13 protein-coding genes and 1 riboswitch are annotated in these 17,922 nt (G+C 52.1%); of the genes, 6 read left to right on the top strand and 7 right to left on the bottom strand.

Features of this window, described 5'->3' with window-relative positions; translation table 11 throughout:
- Positions 1–426 precede the first annotated feature (426 nt).
- Positions 427–3,690 (top strand): DUF1574 domain-containing protein, encoded by a 3,264-nt coding sequence (locus H6F91_RS07715; protein ID WP_190789286.1) that lies wholly within the window; start codon positions 427–429, stop codon positions 3,688–3,690.
- A 197-nt stretch (positions 3,691–3,887) separates the two neighbouring features.
- Here H6F91_RS07715 and H6F91_RS07710 read toward each other — a convergent pair whose 3' ends face one another.
- Both H6F91_RS07710 and H6F91_RS07705 read right to left on the bottom strand, forming a co-directional pair.
- A complete protein-coding gene (locus H6F91_RS07710) occupies positions 3,888–4,880 on the bottom strand; it encodes a ribose-phosphate pyrophosphokinase (RefSeq protein ID WP_190770511.1) in 993 nt (330 codons plus the stop codon).
- 387 nt (positions 4,881–5,267) lie between these two features.
- Complete coding sequence (locus tag H6F91_RS07705) at positions 5,268–5,387, bottom strand: photosystem II reaction center protein Ycf12 (RefSeq protein WP_190770510.1); 120 nt, start codon at positions 5,385–5,387, stop codon at positions 5,268–5,270.
- Between the two features lie 177 nt (positions 5,388–5,564).
- Between H6F91_RS07705 and H6F91_RS07700 the strand changes: the two genes are divergently transcribed.
- On the top strand, positions 5,565–5,933 hold the full coding sequence (locus H6F91_RS07700; RefSeq protein WP_190770509.1) for a YkgJ family cysteine cluster protein: 369 nt from the start codon (positions 5,565–5,567) through the stop codon (positions 5,931–5,933).
- Between the two features lie 120 nt (positions 5,934–6,053).
- Here the strand turns inward: H6F91_RS07700 and ftsH3 are convergent, their stop codons facing one another.
- Positions 6,054–7,895 (bottom strand): ATP-dependent zinc metalloprotease FtsH3, encoded by a 1,842-nt coding sequence (ftsH3, locus tag H6F91_RS07695; protein WP_190770508.1) that lies wholly within the window; start codon positions 7,893–7,895, stop codon positions 6,054–6,056.
- 508 nt (positions 7,896–8,403) lie between these two features.
- Positions 8,404–9,204 (bottom strand): hypothetical protein, encoded by an 801-nt coding sequence (locus tag H6F91_RS07690; RefSeq protein ID WP_190770507.1) that lies wholly within the window; start codon positions 9,202–9,204, stop codon positions 8,404–8,406.
- Positions 9,205–9,668: 464 nt separating this feature from the next.
- On the opposite strand from H6F91_RS07690, the gene H6F91_RS07685 reads away from it, so the two are divergent.
- Positions 9,669–10,049, top strand: coding sequence for a hypothetical protein (locus H6F91_RS07685; RefSeq protein ID WP_206754915.1), 381 nt, complete (start codon positions 9,669–9,671; stop codon positions 10,047–10,049).
- 385 nt (positions 10,050–10,434) lie between these two features.
- Here the strand turns inward: H6F91_RS07685 and sat are convergent, their stop codons facing one another.
- Complete coding sequence (sat, locus tag H6F91_RS07680; RefSeq protein WP_190770505.1) at positions 10,435–11,613, bottom strand: sulfate adenylyltransferase; 1,179 nt, start codon at positions 11,611–11,613, stop codon at positions 10,435–10,437.
- A gap of 209 nt (positions 11,614–11,822) precedes the next feature.
- Positions 11,823–12,887 (bottom strand): tRNA 2-thiouridine(34) synthase MnmA, encoded by a 1,065-nt coding sequence (gene mnmA / locus H6F91_RS07675; protein WP_190770504.1) that lies wholly within the window; start codon positions 12,885–12,887, stop codon positions 11,823–11,825.
- A gap of 432 nt (positions 12,888–13,319) precedes the next feature.
- On the opposite strand from mnmA, the gene H6F91_RS07670 reads away from it, so the two are divergent.
- Positions 13,320–14,318, top strand: coding sequence for a CHAD domain-containing protein (locus tag H6F91_RS07670; RefSeq protein WP_190789285.1), 999 nt, complete (start codon positions 13,320–13,322; stop codon positions 14,316–14,318).
- Between the two features lie 419 nt (positions 14,319–14,737).
- Positions 14,738–15,517 carry a class III extradiol ring-cleavage dioxygenase gene (locus H6F91_RS07665; protein ID WP_190773619.1) on the top strand — a complete coding sequence of 260 codons (780 nt, stop codon included), beginning with the start codon at positions 14,738–14,740 and terminating at the stop codon, positions 15,515–15,517.
- Positions 15,518–15,592: 75 nt separating this feature from the next.
- On the opposite strand, the gene cysC is transcribed toward H6F91_RS07665, so the two are convergent.
- Complete coding sequence (gene cysC, locus H6F91_RS07660; RefSeq protein ID WP_190773626.1) at positions 15,593–16,141, bottom strand: adenylyl-sulfate kinase; 549 nt, start codon at positions 16,139–16,141, stop codon at positions 15,593–15,595.
- A 292-nt stretch (positions 16,142–16,433) separates the two neighbouring features.
- Positions 16,434–16,597, top strand: a riboswitch (cobalamin riboswitch).
- Between the two features lie 34 nt (positions 16,598–16,631).
- Between cysC and H6F91_RS07655 the strand changes: the two genes are divergently transcribed.
- Complete coding sequence (locus tag H6F91_RS07655; protein ID WP_190773620.1) at positions 16,632–17,717, top strand: sirohydrochlorin chelatase; 1,086 nt, start codon at positions 16,632–16,634, stop codon at positions 17,715–17,717.
- Positions 17,718–17,922 lie beyond the last annotated feature (205 nt).

Here is a 17,922-nt window from a genome sequence, read left to right as displayed (position 1 = left end):
AAAAACCCGTTTTGCTGGAACCTAGAGTTTGGACTAATTCTGCCTGCCGCGCGGCAGGCTTTCGGGTTTCGCTTCGCTGAAAAGCTTGCTACGCAAGCTTTTCAGCGAAGCGAAACCCAACTTAGTCCAAAGTCGAGTGGGAAGGTAGTCGTCTCGCAGCTACTCCCACAACGTCATGGTTGAACCAGGTGGATGGGGTGCGGTGAAAGGGGCACGAAGTGCCCACACACGCCTAGAACACTACCCAGAACGGTTCACAACGGACGTGAGATGACATATAAGTCTAACGACGTTACCAAATCGCGCTAAACTTCACAAAAAAGTTGGGTTTTCCCACGGGATAGTGCACCAATTTGAGAAGAGTATGTTATCCCTGAATGGCAGATCTGTTCTGGGCTTTGTGTTGTGATTTCGGCTTAAACACGAATGGTTCAATCGACTCCCCAACAGCGAAATAAGTCCCCTCTGGCGCAGTGGTTTCATGAAACCGTGTCCCTCGATGATGCGCGGGTACAATTTCGGCTAACGGGCAACAACCTCATTATTACGATTCAGAGTGAGGCGGAGCCAGCGCCAGACCAGACTCTCATCCTGTCTCAGTTGCTTCCGGCCCTCCAAACGGTCAACCTGAACGACCTGATACCCGCGAACCAACCCGAAATCTATCAAATTTTCCTGTACGGCCATGTCGCCAAGCAGAAACGCCCCAGTTGGACGACGGCCATTGACCTGAGCCAACTCGATCGCCACATTGAGCAATTTCAGCAAATGCAGTTAGAGGCAATTGCCCTTAACCAGCCCGATCCGGAAGAAGGAGAAACCCAATCCGAAGCGATCGCCATCAGCCATCCTCACGCTGAAGCCTCACCCAAATCTTCCTCGCTTGCGCCTCCACTCGATGCCTCTCCACCCGAGCCAACCTCGGCTCCCGTACTTCCCAACCCCACCCTCTCCCCTGCGCAACGGGGAAATCTAAAGGCGATCGCTCGTTACCTGAGCGAAACCTTAAGCAATCAAAATATTGCCGTTCAAGTGCGAGAGCAAACGCTCCCACCTGCCCCCTCTGTTCGATCTCGGGGCCTCATTCGTCGTCTTTGGGTTACCTGCGAAGCAGTTTACAGCCCTGACCCATCGCTACTTGCAGAACCGATTGCTCAGCAGTTGCGATCGCTCAATCTGGAAAGTTTTCAGGATGCCCTGGTAGTCGTGCAGGTACGGGGTGAACCCAACCCTGACTGGCTGCTGCGAGTCGACCTCACCCCGCCCGATGCGATGTTGCAGGATTGGGGCCGTTGGGGTGATGTTCAGGCCATTACCCGGCTCGTGAGTCGGGCCTTGAGCCATGAAGACCTCACCATCTCTACCGCATCCCTGCGGGAGCAAACCCTGCACCTGTTTTGCAGCCCCCTGTCAGGCCACAGCGAAGCGGCGATCGCCCCCTCAGAAGAGCAAGTGCGGGGCATCATTAAGCCGTTGCTGGATAGCCTGGCTCCCCGAGGCATTCATGGAGCGACCGTTTACGGTCAGCCCCTCGATGCCGAGACCCCGGCCTGGGTATTCTGGCTGCATCTGCCAGCGTCCCAACGGGAAGATCGCTCCGAATCGGCTATGGAGCGCGCACGAAAGGGTGACTGGGGGGCGATCGCCTTCCTCCTGAGCCGTCTGCTCAACCCTGATTTGGAGCGGCAACTCGCCACAGGTGGAATTCGCATTCAACTGCTCGCCAAAGCCGATCGGGACGGCGGCACCCTGCTCCATGTCATGGCTGATGCCCCCGTTTGCCCCGATCAACATGATGTGTCCACAACCGCCGAGCGTTTTCTGCGGGAATTGCAGCTACCCGATATAGCCGGAGTACGCATTTATGGCCGCCGGGCCGGACAAAAACATCCTCTCTGGTGCCACGGTGTAGACTTCCGCTCCCGCGCCCGACTTGTACCCGAAGCGATTCCTGAGTTTGCGGCAAGCGATGCCTATGTCAGCGAACTTATTGCTCCAGGGGATGGTGCCAAACTGCGGCCCGACCTGACTTCCGAGGATGTGCAACAGGCCTGGAGTAACTGGCGCGATCGCCTTTCCCAGGGTTTGCGCCACCTCTTGGTCCAGAGCTATCTGCTAGTTCCTGCACAGGAAACCCCATTACTGACAGGCACAACAGAACAAAAAAGTGGTTGGGCGCTGGCCTTCGTCTGGGGAGCAGCGGGCCTGCTCCTGGCATTGCAAACAGATTGGGCACTGGCTCGATGGTTGCAACCATCAACCACTCAAACCGCTAATACAGCGCAAGTTCAACCTAAGCAGCCTGATATCCCTTCCCCATCGCCCGCAACGACCCAGGCGCGCCTCAATCAGCCTGCGGAGACTTCAACGAAGAAGCAGGAAACAACCTCTAAACAGGACGCAAAGAAGCAAAAAGCAACGGCACCCAGTTCTGACCGTTTCACCCAACCCAGCCCGAGCTCCGAGAATGAGCTACCTTATACGCCCATTAAAGTAGAATCCCAGCTCACCACGGCAGAAATTTTGGCGGGTAAGTCACCCTACCCAACCTTTAACAGCCGTCAGCTCGATGAAAAGCTGTTGCTCTACTACGAACGCATGAAACAGCAAGCAGCGCCCTCGGATGTGCTGATCGTAGGTAGCTCACGAGCCTTACGGGGCATTGACCCTGTGGCCCTTCAGACAGAACTGGCAGCGCTAGGCTACAAAGACATTAGTGTATTCAACTTCGGCGTCAACGGGGCTACTGCCCAAGTAGTGGAATTGTTGTTGGATCAGCTACTGGAACCAGGCCAATTGCCGAAACTGGTCATTTGGGCCGATGGAGCCCGAGCCTTCAATAGCAACACGGTGGATGTCACCTATAACGGCATTGCGGTGTCTCCCGGCTATCGTGATTTACGATCTGGCCGATTAGAACGCCCCGCTCTCCCGACAGACGAGGCCAGTGAAACCCTGGCTAAAGCAGAACCCAAAGCTCAGGGCATTACCGCACCGCTTGCCGCTAGCTATGAAACCGTTGATCGGCAGATTAGTGAAGGTCTGGGGCATCTTTCTGCCGTATACTCTCAGCGCGATCGCCTCAAGCAACAGTTTCAGGAAACCGTTGCCGCCCTCCTGCCCTTGCAAAACCTGATTCCGGCCCAAGGTGCCCAACTGGCGGATGCCAATCTCCCTCCAGAATCCCTGGTTTCTCTCTCAGAGCAAGGGCGTGAAATGGTCGATTTTGACGGCTTCCTGCCTATATCCCTGCAGTTTAACCCTGCTACGTACTACCAAAAATACGCCCGAGTCGCCGGCCGTTACGATGGCGATTACCTCAATTTTCGTTTAGCCGGAATACAAGCCGACGCCATGCGCAAGTTGGTAACAACCATGAAGGCACGTCAAGTTCCTGTCGTGTTCGTCAACCTGCCTCTAACAGACGAATATCTGGATAACGATCGCCAATCCTACGAACAACAGTTCCGCGAGTTCATGGTCAAAGAAACCCGCAATCAACCCGACCTGATGTTCCGCGATCTCTCCGAACTCTGGGTAGAAGGGTATGACTACTTCTCAGATCCCAGTCACCTCAACCGTTACGGGGCCTATGAAGTAGCCCGTCGCCTCGCCCAAGACCCCCTCATCTCGTGGGACGTCTTGAAGCAACCCGAGCCAAGTCCATCACCAAGCTCCACTGTGCCTTAACAGGACTTACGCATTAATGTTGTGTGTGGTGTACGAAGCACACTACACACAACATTAATGCACCAATTAAGTTTGGTATCGCTACAGGTATTCATCAATGAATACCCTTAACTTTCATTAAAAAATAAAAAAACCATGGCTACCTATACAAGCATTAGTAGCCATGGTTTTCATGCTCTAAATCAAAGAGAAAACACTTAGCGGAACATACTGCTAACAGAGCTTTCCTCATGAATACGCCAAATCGTCTCACCAATGATATTGGCAACCGAAAGGAGCGTGAGCTGCGGGAAACGCCGCTCCTCGGGTACTGGAATTGTGTTTGTTGCAATTACCTCTTCAAACAAACCGCTAGACAAGCGCTGACTTGCAGGAGGCGAAAAAACAGGGTGAGAAATACAGGCATAAACTTGCCGTGCGCCATGTTCGCGAAGTATTCGAGCACCCTCACAAATGGTCCCAGCAGTATCGATCATGTCATCGACCATTACTGCCGTTTTTCCAGCGACATCCCCAATCACATTCATGACCTCGGCCACATTATGGGCCTGTCGACGTTTGTCAATAATGGCCAGAGGAGCCTCATTCAGCTTCTTCGCGAAAGCACGGGCTCGAGCCACACCACCCACATCAGGAGAAACAACCACAATGTCTGGTAATTGCTTGCTAAGCAGGTAGTCAATCAAGACCGGGGAGGCATAGACATGGTCAAAGGGAATATCAAAATAACCCTGAATCTGAGCCGAGTGTAAATCCATCGCCAGCACCCGGTTAGCGCCAGCCTGAGTAATCAGGTTTGCCACCAACTTGGCCGTAATGGACTCTCGACCCGCAGTTTTACGATCGGCCCGAGCGTAACCATAGTAAGGAATCACCGCCGTAATTTGGCGGGCCGAAGCACGGCGACAGGCATCGATCATGATGAGCAACTCCATCAGGTGATCATTCACCGGATTGCAGTTAGGCTGCATCAAATACACATCACAGCCGCGAATGGATTCTTGAATCTGAATGTAAAGTTCGCCATCGGCAAACCGCTTGCGAACCATGGGAGACAGATCCATTCCCAAGTAGCGGGCAACCTCCTCTGAGAGGGCTGTATTCGCAGAGCCCGAGAGTAGCCGCAGGCGGCTATTCTCAGCCAGGGAGGGAAATGATGGTTGGAGGGTAAGAGTGGCAGAGCGGGTCACGACAGTTCCTTGCAGAGAAGAGTCACCGCAATATTATCATTCCGGACTTAAAAGGCTATCCGAATTCATTACAATTTGTGGCGTTCTTGCAAAACTCTGCAGAAACGCCATAAAAGACCCAAAAAAGGATTGACTCAACGCTAAAGTGCGGTGTGCGTCAAAAAGTAGGGAAATGACCAAATTAAGGAAAATCATTGAAATAAAGGTAAACGCTTCAGATTGACTGAAGCGCACACCTCTATAATAAGAGTCTTCCCTTTTATTTGCCTGACCAAGACAGGAAACAATCTTCTTAAAAGATTGCTTCCTGTGCTTCAAGGGACAAGGGCAGGCAAGTGCTGGCAAAGGTTCTAAACCCTAACAGCGTTCGGGATGTTTTATACCCCTTTAGAGATCGCCGCCACGGAATGCCAAAACAAAGATGACAATGGGGCCAGCGAGCATGATCATCCCGACCAGGGTCAGTTGAGCGATGACTTCCCAGTTGAGGTTGCTAATTAGATCCATGTTTTCCTCAGATTTGCCGACGGTGGCTAATAGATAGTATTTGTAAAGCTGAGAACCATTCTACCTGTGGTGGGGCGTTTCTTTACGAAGAAAGTTGATCATTTCTCAGAATTCTTCACCTCGTTTCAGACCTGTAAGGGTCAGGCATACATTTCCCAATTTCTTGTGCAAGATTTTATGGCTACCTGGTTCTGTGTTAAAAAGTGCGGTGCTTGCTGCCAGCTCGATCCAAGCGATCGCCCCGATCTCGATGAATACCTTTCCCCGGAAGAACTTGAGCAGTACTTGAGCATGGTGGGCGAAGATGGCTGGTGCATCCACTATGACTCTGAGTTACGTGAGTGCCAAATTTACGACGATCGCCCACGCTTCTGCCGTGTGAGGCCTGACACCTTCCAGGACATGTTTGGAGTGGAGCCTGAGGAATTCAATGACTTCGCCATCGAGTGCTGCCAACAGCAAATTGAAGGCGTCTACGGCAACGTTAGCGATGAAATGCTGCGCTTCAGCCTGGCCCTCGGTTGGGATGCCCCCAAAGATTTATAACCCCAACTTCATCGCAGTGTGCATTCTAATTGTGGGTGGCATGTGAACCCCACCACCCACAATCAAAAAAGAAACGGGAGCAGCTTACTGCTCCCGTTTTTAAGGTTTTAGAACTCAAGATTAGGCGATCGGAGCCATCTTCACATCGCTAACCGCCAGTAGCTCTTGTAGCTCTTCGGAATCGACGGTTTCCCGCTCAACCAGCATTTGAGCCAGTTGATTCAGGACCGAACGGTTTTCTGCCAAAACCGACTTAGCCCGACGGTAAGCCTGCTCAACCAGGTTACGAACCTCGTCGTCAATGGCAGAAGCGGTTTCTTCCGAGAAGTCACGCTCAGCCATGATGTCGCGGCCCAGGAACATACCACCCTGCTGACGCCCCAAAGCAACAGGCCCCAGACGCTCGCTCATCCCGAAGCGAGTAACCATTTGACGGGCAACCCGTGCCACCTGTTGCAGGTCGTTGGAAGCACCCGTCGTGACTTCCTCTTCACCAAAGACGATTTCTTCCGCGACACGACCACCGAGGGCAACCGCCATCTGATTTTGCAGATAGGAACGGGAGTAAAGACCCGAATCCATCCGTTCTTCACTGGGGGTAAACCAGGTCAAACCACCCGCACGGCCACGGGGAATGATGCTGATTTTCTGAACAGGGTCGTAGTCCGGCATCAAGGCCCCAACAAGGGCATGGCCAGCTTCATGGAAGGCAACCAGTTCCTTGCGCTTCTCGCTCATGACGCGATCTTTCTTCTCGGGGCCAGCCAGGACGCGATCGATCGCATCATTGACTTCATCCATCGAGATTTCCGTCAGGTTACGACGGGCCGCCAGAATCGCAGCTTCATTTAACAGGTTTGCCAGATCAGCCCCAGTAAAACCAGGAGTACGGCGAGCGATTTTGTCGAGATCCACATCCTTCGCCAGAGTTTTACCCCGAGCATGGACATTGAGGATTTCCAGGCGACCTGCATAGTCGGGACGATCAACCACTACCTGGCGATCGAAACGACCGGGACGCAGCAGAGCCGAATCCAACACATCAGGACGGTTCGTAGCGGCAATGATGATGATGCCACTGTTCCCTTCAAAACCATCCATTTCAGTAAGTAACTGGTTCAGGGTCTGCTCCCGCTCGTCGTTACCGCCACCCAGACCAGCACCCCGCTGACGACCTACGGCGTCAATTTCATCAATGAACACAATACAGGGGGCGTTAGACTTAGCCTGTTCAAACAGGTCACGAACGCGAGACGCACCAACCCCAACGAACATTTCAACAAACTCAGAACCCGAAATCGAGAAGAAGGGAACACCGGCTTCCCCAGCTACCGCCCGCGCCAGTAGAGTTTTCCCGGTTCCCGGAGGCCCAACCAGCAGCACACCGCGAGGAATCTTGGCCCCAACAGCTGTGAAGCGTTCGGCATTTTTCAAAAAGTCCACAACTTCGGTCAGTTCCAGCTTGGCCTGCTCAATACCCGCAACATCGTTGAAGGTAACTTGCGTCTGCGGCTCCATCTGAACACGGGCCTTGGACTTGCCAAAGTTCATGGCCTGGTTGCCAGGACCACTCTGGGCTCGGCGTAGGACAAAGAACAGAACAACCAGGAGCAAGAAGGGAATGAGAAGAGTACTCAGAACTCGAGCCAGCACGTTCTCATTGTTGGGGGGAGACACAATGATTTCAACATTGCTGTCATCGAGAATTTGCAGGAGATCAGGATCGTTGGGCAACAGGTTGACCTGAGCCTTTTGACCGTCTTCAGTCGTCACCCTTGCCCAGGTACGGTCAGCGCTAATGGTGACCTTTTCAACGTGGTCCTGCTGAACCTCTTCAATAAATTGGCTATATCGCCAGGAGCGAATGTCTTCAGGTTGCCGATCTAACAGGGAGTATCCCAGGAAGATCACAACAACAATCAAAAGAACATACAGTCCTGCATTTCTCCACCGTTTATTCACCGGGGGTTTTCCTCCTGAACACTGAGCTGTGGAATGGAATGAATCTCAAGAACTGGGATTTAAAGTAAAGTTCTCTGAAGAATTTAGGGTCATTACCGACCAAAGAGAGATCAATCTCGGTTGAATCGGCAAGGCCGAATGTCTAAGCCAGAGTATTGATTTATGTTAATTAATATTAACCTAATCTTTCATAATCCGGCGATCGCATTTCCAGGAATGCTTTTACGGGCTGATCCCAGTTAAGAGGCATTACTCCAAATTATAGATCCTTGATTCGGAAAGGCTCGGAAACGAATTCTGCTCTCAGGGATGACACAAGCACAAAAATAAGGTTTAGAAATTTGATGACGGGATGAGATGCTCACTAAAAGAGCACGTCATCCCATCATCGAGAGGAATCAAAACAGGGGGTGAATCCCACTCTTGTAAGTGAAGCGGGCGAAGCTCGCTTCACTTACAAGAGTGGGATTTCAAATTTGCAAAAGTGGGATGCACCCAAAACAGGTAACTAATCCTGCGGAGGTGGCAGGATTTGAAATGTACCATCTGGCTTAGAAACCACCCTTCCCCCAACCTGCTCAATTCGCTGCACCGCAATCTCGCGGGTCAGCTTATCCTGCGCGGTAGATAGTACCGTGCCCCAGGCTATAAATTGGGCTATGCGGCTCTTCGGGTTCCGGGCAATAAACGCCGCCGTCTGTCGGGAGCTCTCGGCGACTTGAGCGGCCTCTGGTAAAGGAGATTTTTCAGCCCACTCAGCCGCGGTCAGGAAGGATTGCTGAGCTGCTTTTGCATCTCCGAGAAACAGCAATTCATCAATACCTTTGCGGCGCCATAAATAAAAGGAGTCAGGGGGAGACGTAGGGGTCAGCTGCGACAACCCTCTGTTCGTCAGTTCAATGGTTCGTTCTGGCATCCCAGCATAGACACTGGTGCTGTTCGACAGAAACAGATAGGCCAGGGAAAAGTGCGGATCTCGACCCAAAATGACTTCAAAATATTCTGGGCTAAGGCGGTAGTCAGTGCGCAACCGCACAGGCTCATCACCAAAATATTGCAGGAAACGTAAAAATACCCAATCTGCCACGACATTGTCAAAACCAAAGGTAGGAGCCTTCTTTAGCAGATTTAACTGTACTTGCTCCGCCTCCAGGTCACGACGAATATCAGCGATAGGAGCTTCCTGGCTACGAGTACGGAGTTGCTGAAGCTGAGGCCATTGCAGTAGGGCGATCGCCCCCACACAGCCCAAAATACAAGCCATAGTGACAACAACTTGGGTTATGGGACGCTGGACCTGGGCATTCATTGGTTCGTTACCTATCAACGGAAAAATTTATGGAATTCTTTGTTCTACAAAATAGTGGCTCTATCTGGCTATCAGATGCCCACCAGCACTGATACAGCCATGCCCCTTGTATACCCCATTCAGCTAAATTGTGCGCAACCCTGACCAAGCCAGGCTCGGTTCATGGGTATTTTTGAGCGCGGTTTGTACACCGAAAAACATTTATGACCCGAACTTAATTTGACTAGTAGGCTACGGCCTAAGTTCGTTGCCTATTTTTTGTGGTGGGGTGCTTCGCACCCACCACAAAAAATAGGTTGTACACTTCTGCCCCAGCCTACTAGTTCACCACCACATCGGAACAGATTGTGTCATATCGCTGATAGCTGAATCCAATTCTAGGGGCAGGCTAAAACCAGGGAAGGTTGATAGACCGCAGGAAGCCTACTACCTTGCCTCAACCCTAACAGCGAGGTTCCGGCTATATGTTTCGAGTGATGCGTAACGATCAGGTGCGAAAGGGCTTGCAAGTTGTCATGGGGCTCTTCTTTGTTAGTTCTCTCGTATCAGCCATGCTACCAGCCTACCGAGGAGGGGTACCACAGGGAACCGCGTCAGCAACCGCAGAAGAATCCGTATCCCCTGAGCAGGAATTGCAAAATCAAGCCCGGGGCTATGAAATGGTTTTGGCCCGAGAGCCCCATAATCAAGTCGCCCTGGAAGGGTTAGTTCAGGCCCGGTTGAGGCTGAATGACCCTGCTAAAGCGATCGCGCCCCTCCAAACCCTGGTCAAACTTTATCCTTCCCGAGCCGACTACAAAGCTGAACTGAGTGCCGCTCAGCAGCAGTCCGCTAAGCAGCCTTAAAATATCCCTGCATCTGCCCCATCTACTTCTGCGAACCCATAACAGGCCACATACTCCTTTACACCGATGATCCCGGTGAAGGGGACGTTGCTCAATATAACCATGCAATACTGTTGGTGCTTCAGGAGCAGGGCTACCGCGTCACAGCGGCACAGTCCCAGCGAGCAACGCCCACTCCGCTCTACACCCGTCTGACCACAGCTGCATTTTGCCGGGGCAGGTGAGGGCGATTGCGGCCTGAACTCAAAAATAAACTGCCTGCTGAGCACGTAGCGCTATGAACATAAAAAATTGAACAGCGCGACAAAAGAGAAGGGTGAAAGCAAAGCTTTCACCCTTCTCAACGATGAGAGAGCTAACGCTCCTCATCGCATTTGATGGACACTTAGGCCTCAACAGGAATGCGCATTGCCCGAGCTAACTCCGCTGCCACCTCAGGACGGGAGAACTCTGGAGGCGGCAATTCGCCACGACGCAGCATTTCGCGCACCTTTGTACCCGAGAGGTGGATGCGCTCTTCAGGCAGGCTGGGGCTGGTCTTGGTCGTCGCCATCTGCTGCGTGCGCTTGCAGAAGAAAGCGTGCTCAAACTTCAACGGAGTAATGCCCAGCTCGCTAGGGGAGAACTCATCGAAGATGTACTGTGCGTCATAGGTGCCGTAGTAGTCGCCCACCCCGGCATGGTCACGTCCCACGATGAAGTGGGTGCAGCCATAGTTCTTACGAATCAGCGCGTGGAAGATCGCTTCACGGGGACCTGCATACCGCATTGCAGAGGGGTTGATCGCCAGAATCACGCGATCGCGCGGGAAGTAATGTTCCAGCATAATTTCATAGCAACGCATCCGTACATCGGCGGCGATGTCGTCACTCTTGGTGGCGCCCACCAGGGGATGCAGGAACAAGCCGTCTACGATTTCCAGAGCACACTTGATGATGTACTCGTGGGCACGGTGGATCGGGTTGCGGGTCTGGAAGCCCACTACAGTCTTCCAGTTCTTTTCACGGAAGAGCGCGCGGGACTCGATGGGGTCAATCTGGTAAGAGGGGAAGCGGGGGTCAGAATCCCGTTGCAGCAGCCAGACTGGACCAGCCAGGTTCACGGGGCCTTGACTGTAAACAACCGATACACCCGGATGCTTCTCTTCATTGGTGCGGTAGACATGGAGCGCTTCATGCATCTTGTCATAGGTGTACTTCTCCGTCAGTTGCAGTACACCGACAAACCGACCGGATGCATCATCCAGACGCACCAGATCACCCTCCTTCAGGGAGCCGGCCACATCTTCGCTCACGGAGAGCGTCACCGGGATAGCCCAAGGCAAACCATTAGCCAGGTGCATTTCGTTGACCACGCGTTCGTAGTCCGCTTTGCCCAGAAATCCGGTAAGGGGGCTGAACCCACCGATCGCAATCATCACTAAATCGGAGAAGGCGCGATCGTCAATTTGCACCCGAGGCAGAAAATCCGCCTTATCCAGAAATTCCTGCCGTTGCTCAGCAGTGCAAATGCGATTGATCAGTTCTCCCCCATGGGGAGCGATGCCATCGGTATGCAAACTCAAAGTGTGTCCCTCCAGAACAGCGCGAAAAACCTCACTCGTCCATCCTATTACGGAGTTGGGTAAATCTACTCAATCCCGATAGACAAAGGGCGATTTTTTTAAAAAGACCCTAACAGGACTTTCACATTCTTGTTGTGTGGTGTGCAAAGCACACCACACAACAAATCCTACCTAAAGAAAATGAGCGGAACAAAGGCCGCTCATTTCACTTACAAAGCTTCGGGAAAACGCTCGATTATACCGCCCCCCAGGACGCGATCGCCCTCGTACCAGACTGCTGCCTGTCCGGGAGTCACCCCAAATTGTGGGTCCTCAAATACAATCCGCACACGGTTATCCGCTAAAGGAAAGAGGGTCGCGGGTATAGCCTTCGTTCGGTAACGAACCTGAACCTCGACTGGGATAGGCGCTTCCGGTTGGGAAATCGAAACCCAGTTCACTCGCTGAACGGTGCATTCGGGAAAGTAGACAGCATCGCGATCGCCTACAATCACCTGATTTCGCCCCACATCCAAACCCACCACATAAAGCGGATTGGCGGCTGCAATCCCCAGCCCTTTACGCTGACCAATGGTGTAGTGGTGAATGCCAGTATGCCGCCCCAATACCCGACCCGTTTGATCGACAATGTCCCCTTCCTTAGGCGCCAAGAATTGGTCAAGGAACCCTTGCATAGAACCGTGAGTTTCCACAAGGCAAAGATCCTGGCTTTCCGGCTTCTCAGCAGTATGCAGACCAAACTCAGCAGCCATCTGACGAGTTTCGCTCTTGGTCTGGTCACCCAGGGGAAAGAGAACGTGGGCCAGAATCTCCTGGCTCAGATCGTACAGGAAGTAGGACTGGTCTTTGCCGGGGTCTACGGCTCGGCGCAGCTCATAGCGCCCACTCGTCGGGTTGTGGGTGATACGCGCGTAGTGGCCCGTGGCGATGCGATCGCACCCCAACTCCTCCCGAGCATATTGCAGCATCGGGCCAAACTTCACGGCCCGGTTGCATTGAGAGCAGGGCAGAGGCGTAATGCCCTCCCCATAACCGTTCACCAGATAATCCACGATATTTTTTTCAAACACATCGCGGCTATCGACGATGTGATGAGGAATGTCGAGTTCCTCACAGAGCCGCGCCGCATCTAGCATGCCATCCGAGCAGCACTGCCCCTTCCCCTTCATTAGCCAAAGGGTAACGCCCACGACGTCATAGCCATGACGGTGGAGGGTAGCAGCGGCAACCGAACTATCGACGCCTCCCGAGAGCCCAACAACGACCTTATCCATGGAAGGTAAGACTTTGCAAATAAAATCACTCTTTCCAGGCTAGCATTTGTCTCTGAAAATCAGGACTCAGAAATTAACAGTATTCACCGCAAATTGGGCTTCAAAGCCGAGAATTGGCTTCTTAAGGAAGCGAACTCTCGGCTTTGAAGCCCGAAAACCGTACTCTCCAATATGCCCTTAACCCCAACTCGGGTCCAAACACTCTAACCTCGTCAGTCCGGAGGATTTTAGGACGCGTAGAGAATAGTAATGTGAAAGTGTAAGATTTCCTCCTGAGTAATGACTTTTACAAATTACCCAACCTAAATTTCAAAGATATTTGAAAAGTTCTGAACGTCGTTGATTGGCTTTGCACTTCCCGCACGAAGAATGAATTATTCCAGCGCCCTCTGGGGTAGTCTTCTAAATTAAAGAATGGATGGTTTACCCACCATGAGCAAAAAATTGCCCAGACCAAAGATACCTTCTGAGACGACAGAGTCGAACGTCTCCAACACTTCTGAGGCAACTCCGAAAAAGAAGAACCAGCAAACACCACCTGATGAATCTTTAGCGTTAGGCCAGTACGCTGTAGAAATTCTGCAACAGGAATATAAGCAGCTCACCAAGCAAGAGAAATCCGTCTTAGCCGATAAAGATCCTGAACACTTGCACCAGATGCGAGTGAGTAGTCGACGTCTTTATACTGCACTACAAATTTTTGAAACGGCTATCGAGTTGCCCAAGGCAGCGAGTCCCAAGCGAGTTCGTACACTAACCCGCGTTCTGGGCCAACTGCGAGACCTTGACGTACAACTGCAAGCCCTCAGCGAGGAGTATCTGGTCCAATTGGACAGCGCTGAGCAGAAGCAGTTGACGCCCACGCTAGAACGCCTAAAACAGAAGCGGAAAAAGGCATTGGCAGGTACACGAGATACCCTATCCCAGAGCCGCTACTGCGACTTAAAGACAGCTTTTGAAAGTTGGTTTGCCCAACCACGCTTTACCCTGCTGGGCAATCTACCGATCAAAACTATCCTGCCTGATCTACTCAGTCCGCTACTCTCTGAGTCACTGCTGCATCCGGCTTGGCTGATCGCGGCAGCAGACATCACGGAGGATAACGTTGTCGTTCTCCATGATTTACGAAAGTCTTGCAAGCATGTTCGCTATCAGGCCGAGTTCTTTGTCCCCTTTTACGGAGAAGCTTTCAAGTCGTGGATCAAAGATCTAAAAATTTTGCAGGATAATCTGGGGAGCTTGCAAGACATTGAGGTGCTCAAGCATTTACTGTATAAGCAGCAGATGGATCCGAGGCAAGTTCCACAACTCCAGCAGATCATTCAGGATAAGCAGGCAGCGCTGTTGTCGAAGTGGGACGTTTATCGGCAGCCTTACTTAAAGGCAGATTTTCGATATCAACTGCATCAAATGCTTTTGGCTCCGACTTGAAAGGAATAATCTGACAGAGAAACAGCTTTAGCAAACAGCTCTTTTCGGCTGAGCAGTTATTAAGCCTGGAGGACAGAAGTATAGTGCCCGACGCTAAGCGTCCTATGCTATGACACTACATACTCAGAACCAGGACGTTTATTTCTGAAAAGCCTCTGGCACGAAGCTTTTCAGAAATAAACGTCCTAACCTCATTGCGTAAGGCTATACCTTCAGTATCAACTTAGGAGATTTCCAGTAATGAAATTACCCCCAGAATGTTGGTGCTTTGCCCGCTTCGCGGGCAAAGCACCAACATTCTAGATAAATTCTTATGCAGAAACCTCCTTAAATACCGCGATAGTACGTGTTAGAATAATTGCAGATGAAATTATCTACCAGTATCTCTAGCTTATTTTTTGTGTTTGAGGTCGGATTTTATGCAACGTCTGCCGTCGCTCTTTATCTCCCACGGTGCGCCTGATCTGCCGATACGAACTGGGCCAACGCAAGATTTTTTGCGTCGTCTCGCGACAGAATTGCCCAGGCCAAAAGCCATTCTGGCGGTTTCTGCCCATTGGGAGACACCGTATCCGATGGTAAGTGCCGCGCCGCAGCCCAAAACAATTCATGACTTCAACGGCTTTCCAGAAGCGCTGTATCGGCTGCGCTACCCAGCCCCAGGTGCGCCTGAGCTGGCAAGACAGGTATCCCAACGCCTGGTGGATGCTGGATTTCAAGCTGATATTCACCCCTCTCGTGGTCTAGACCACGGGGCATGGAATCCGCTTTTGCTCGTTTATCCTGAAGCTGACATTCCTGTCACCCAGCTCTCCATTCAGCCCTACCTTGGCCCAGCCCATCACCTCCGAGTAGGACAAGTGCTGGCTCCATTGCGGGATGAAGGGGTTTTAATCTTCGCAAGTGGTGCGGTAACCCATAATTTGGGAGCATTGGATGGTCAGGACAATACATCCCCGGCAGATTGGGCTATGGTGTTCGATCGCTGGTTAGCAGAAGCGATCGCCCTCTCCTCTACGGAGCGGCTGTTGGATTATCGAGCGCTTGCCCCTCACGCTGCCTTAAGCCACCCGACAGACGAACATCTACTGCCTCTATTTGTGGCACTGGGAGCAGGCGGAGAACAGGCCAAAGGTCAGCAGATTCATCAGGGATACACCTATGGATCTCTGAGCATGGCAGCCTACGCTTTCAACTAACCTGTCTTTGCCTATTGAGCACAAAACGCCCCCATAGGGGTGTTTTGTGCTCAATAGGCAGAATGCGATTGGAGGTTAAACCGCTATCGAAGCTTCAGACAGATAACCGGCCTGTTGCAGATAGTCGAGAACTTTTGCCGTACTTTCCTCCAGGGTTTCCTGGTCAGTGTGGCACTCCACCTCGGGGTTTAGGGGTGCCTCATAAGGGTCATCAATACCCGTGAACTGCTTGATTTCCCCAGCTCTTGCCTTCTTGTAAAGCCCTTTGACATCCCGTTCTTCGCAAACTGACAGGGGGGCGTTGACATACACCTCAACAAAATCACCAATTTTCTGACGCACCTCTTCACGGGTGTTGCGATAGGGTGAAATCGCAGACACCAGCACAATTACCCCATTCCGGCTCAACAGATGGGCCACAAACCCGATACGGCGGATGTTTTCATCGCGGTCTTCCTTGCTAAAGCCTAGCCCTCGGGTCAAGTTCTGGCGCACAATATCGCCATCCAAAACCTCAACCTTGAGATGGCGATCGCGCAGTGCTTTCTCTACGGCCATCCGAATCGTGGTTTTTCCTGCACCACTCAATCCTGTAAACCAGACCGTTACACCACGCTGTTGCATCATTGTTTTCGCTCCTCGCCGACGGGTCAAGTTCAACCTCATATTCTAGAAGCCGATGCTCTCAGCGTCCAGAAGAGCCCGTCCGGTTGATTTTTTGGCCCATAGGGCCGTGCCAGCCAACCAAACAGACTATCGTTATTGCTTCGCACGACCCAACTGTTTGTCAGGAAGACTGTATCAAACTTCAGAAACCCAATTTTGCCGCCGCTCACAGCGGCAAAATTGGGTTTCTGAAGTTTGGTGGTATCAAGCGAAGAGTATGAGTCAAGCTATTTGGGCTAAGATAACGGGGCAAACGTGAACAGCCACAGGTGGGGAAAGGTCGGTGCAAATCCGGCGCTGTGCCGCAGCTGTGATGGGATGATGAATGGAAAAACTGCCATAGTGATACCCACTGTCCTGGTTTTCATTTTCATTCCCTTAGCCAGAATGCCTGCCTGGAGCCTTTTCACTCTATATCCTGCGTTGCACAGGAGAGAGTCCTCGTTTTATGTCCCATTTGCTTTCAACGGTTACCCCTTCCTTGTCAGAAATTGATGTGGCGATTGATACGGCGATCGCTCTCCCCCCTCTTCCCGAAAATCGTCCCCTCCTGCTAGTAGGCCACGGTAGCCGCGATGAAGCGGGCCGCCAGGGCTTGCTCGATTTTGCCGCTGCTTACCAACAGTTGGACACCTCTCGCCCCATTATTCCGTGCTTTTTAGAACTGACCGAGCCGTCAATTCAGCAGGGTGTGGATGAGTGCGTGAAGTTGGGGTACACCGATTTGTCGGTGCTGCCGGTGTTGCTGTTTGCGGCCCGTCACAACAAGTTCGATATCACCAACGAGTTAGATCGCGCTCGGCAACAGCATCCACAGGTGAAGTTCCACTATGGGCGGCACTTTGGTATCGCGCCGGGCATTTTGGATTTGTGGCGATCGCGCCTCGAAGAACTCGATAAGCCCGAATGGAACCCTCAGGGTATTGCCCGGGAAGACACCGTTTTGCTATTCGTCGGTCGTGGAGCTAGCGACCCCGATGCCAACGGCGACGTATACAAAATGGCTCGCGTTCTCTGGGAAGGCAGCGGCTATAACACCGTTGAGGTCTGCTTCATTGGCATTACCCACCCGCGTCTGGAGGAAGGCTTCCGTCGAGCACGACTGTATCAGCCCAAACGCATCGTTGTTCTGCCGTACTTCTTGTTTACAGGTGTACTGGTGAAGAAAATCTACGACATCACCGCCCAACAGCAAACACAGTTCCCCGACATCCCAACGATTTGCCTCCCAGAAATGGGATTGCACCCTCACCTGTTCAGCATTCTACGGGAGCGAGAAATCGAAACCCAATTAGGACAGGTCGCCATGAACTGTGAGATGTGCAAGTTCCGCTTAGCGGCTGTAGAAGCAGGTCACAGCCACGGCCATAATCATGACCATGGACACAATCATGGGCATAGCCACGACCACGGCCATAGCCATGGACATAGTCATAACCATAGTCATAATCACGGCCATGACCATGGTGCTCCGGCACCAGATCCTTATGCTGAGCCAGCAAAGTACCATGAGCGAATCTGGCAAGTTCCTTAGTACCGAACTCCCGTCGTGAATTGTTGTGTGGCTGCGCCGCACAACAATTCATGCACTCAAAGACGATTGATGCATCCATCGTGAATTGTTGTCAGCAATTCTCAGTATGGGCATCAAAGCCAAGAGTTCACGCCCGTAGGGCGTGAACTCTTGGCTTTGATGCCCGAAAACCGCGCGCCTTTGGCGCGCGGTTTTCGGGCCTGAT

This window comes from Leptolyngbya sp. FACHB-8 (assembly GCF_014695575.1).
In the GTDB taxonomy this organism is placed as follows: Bacteria; Cyanobacteriota; Cyanobacteriia; order Elainellales; family Elainellaceae; genus Vacuolonema.
This window is presented reverse-complemented; position numbering and strand designations above follow the sequence as displayed.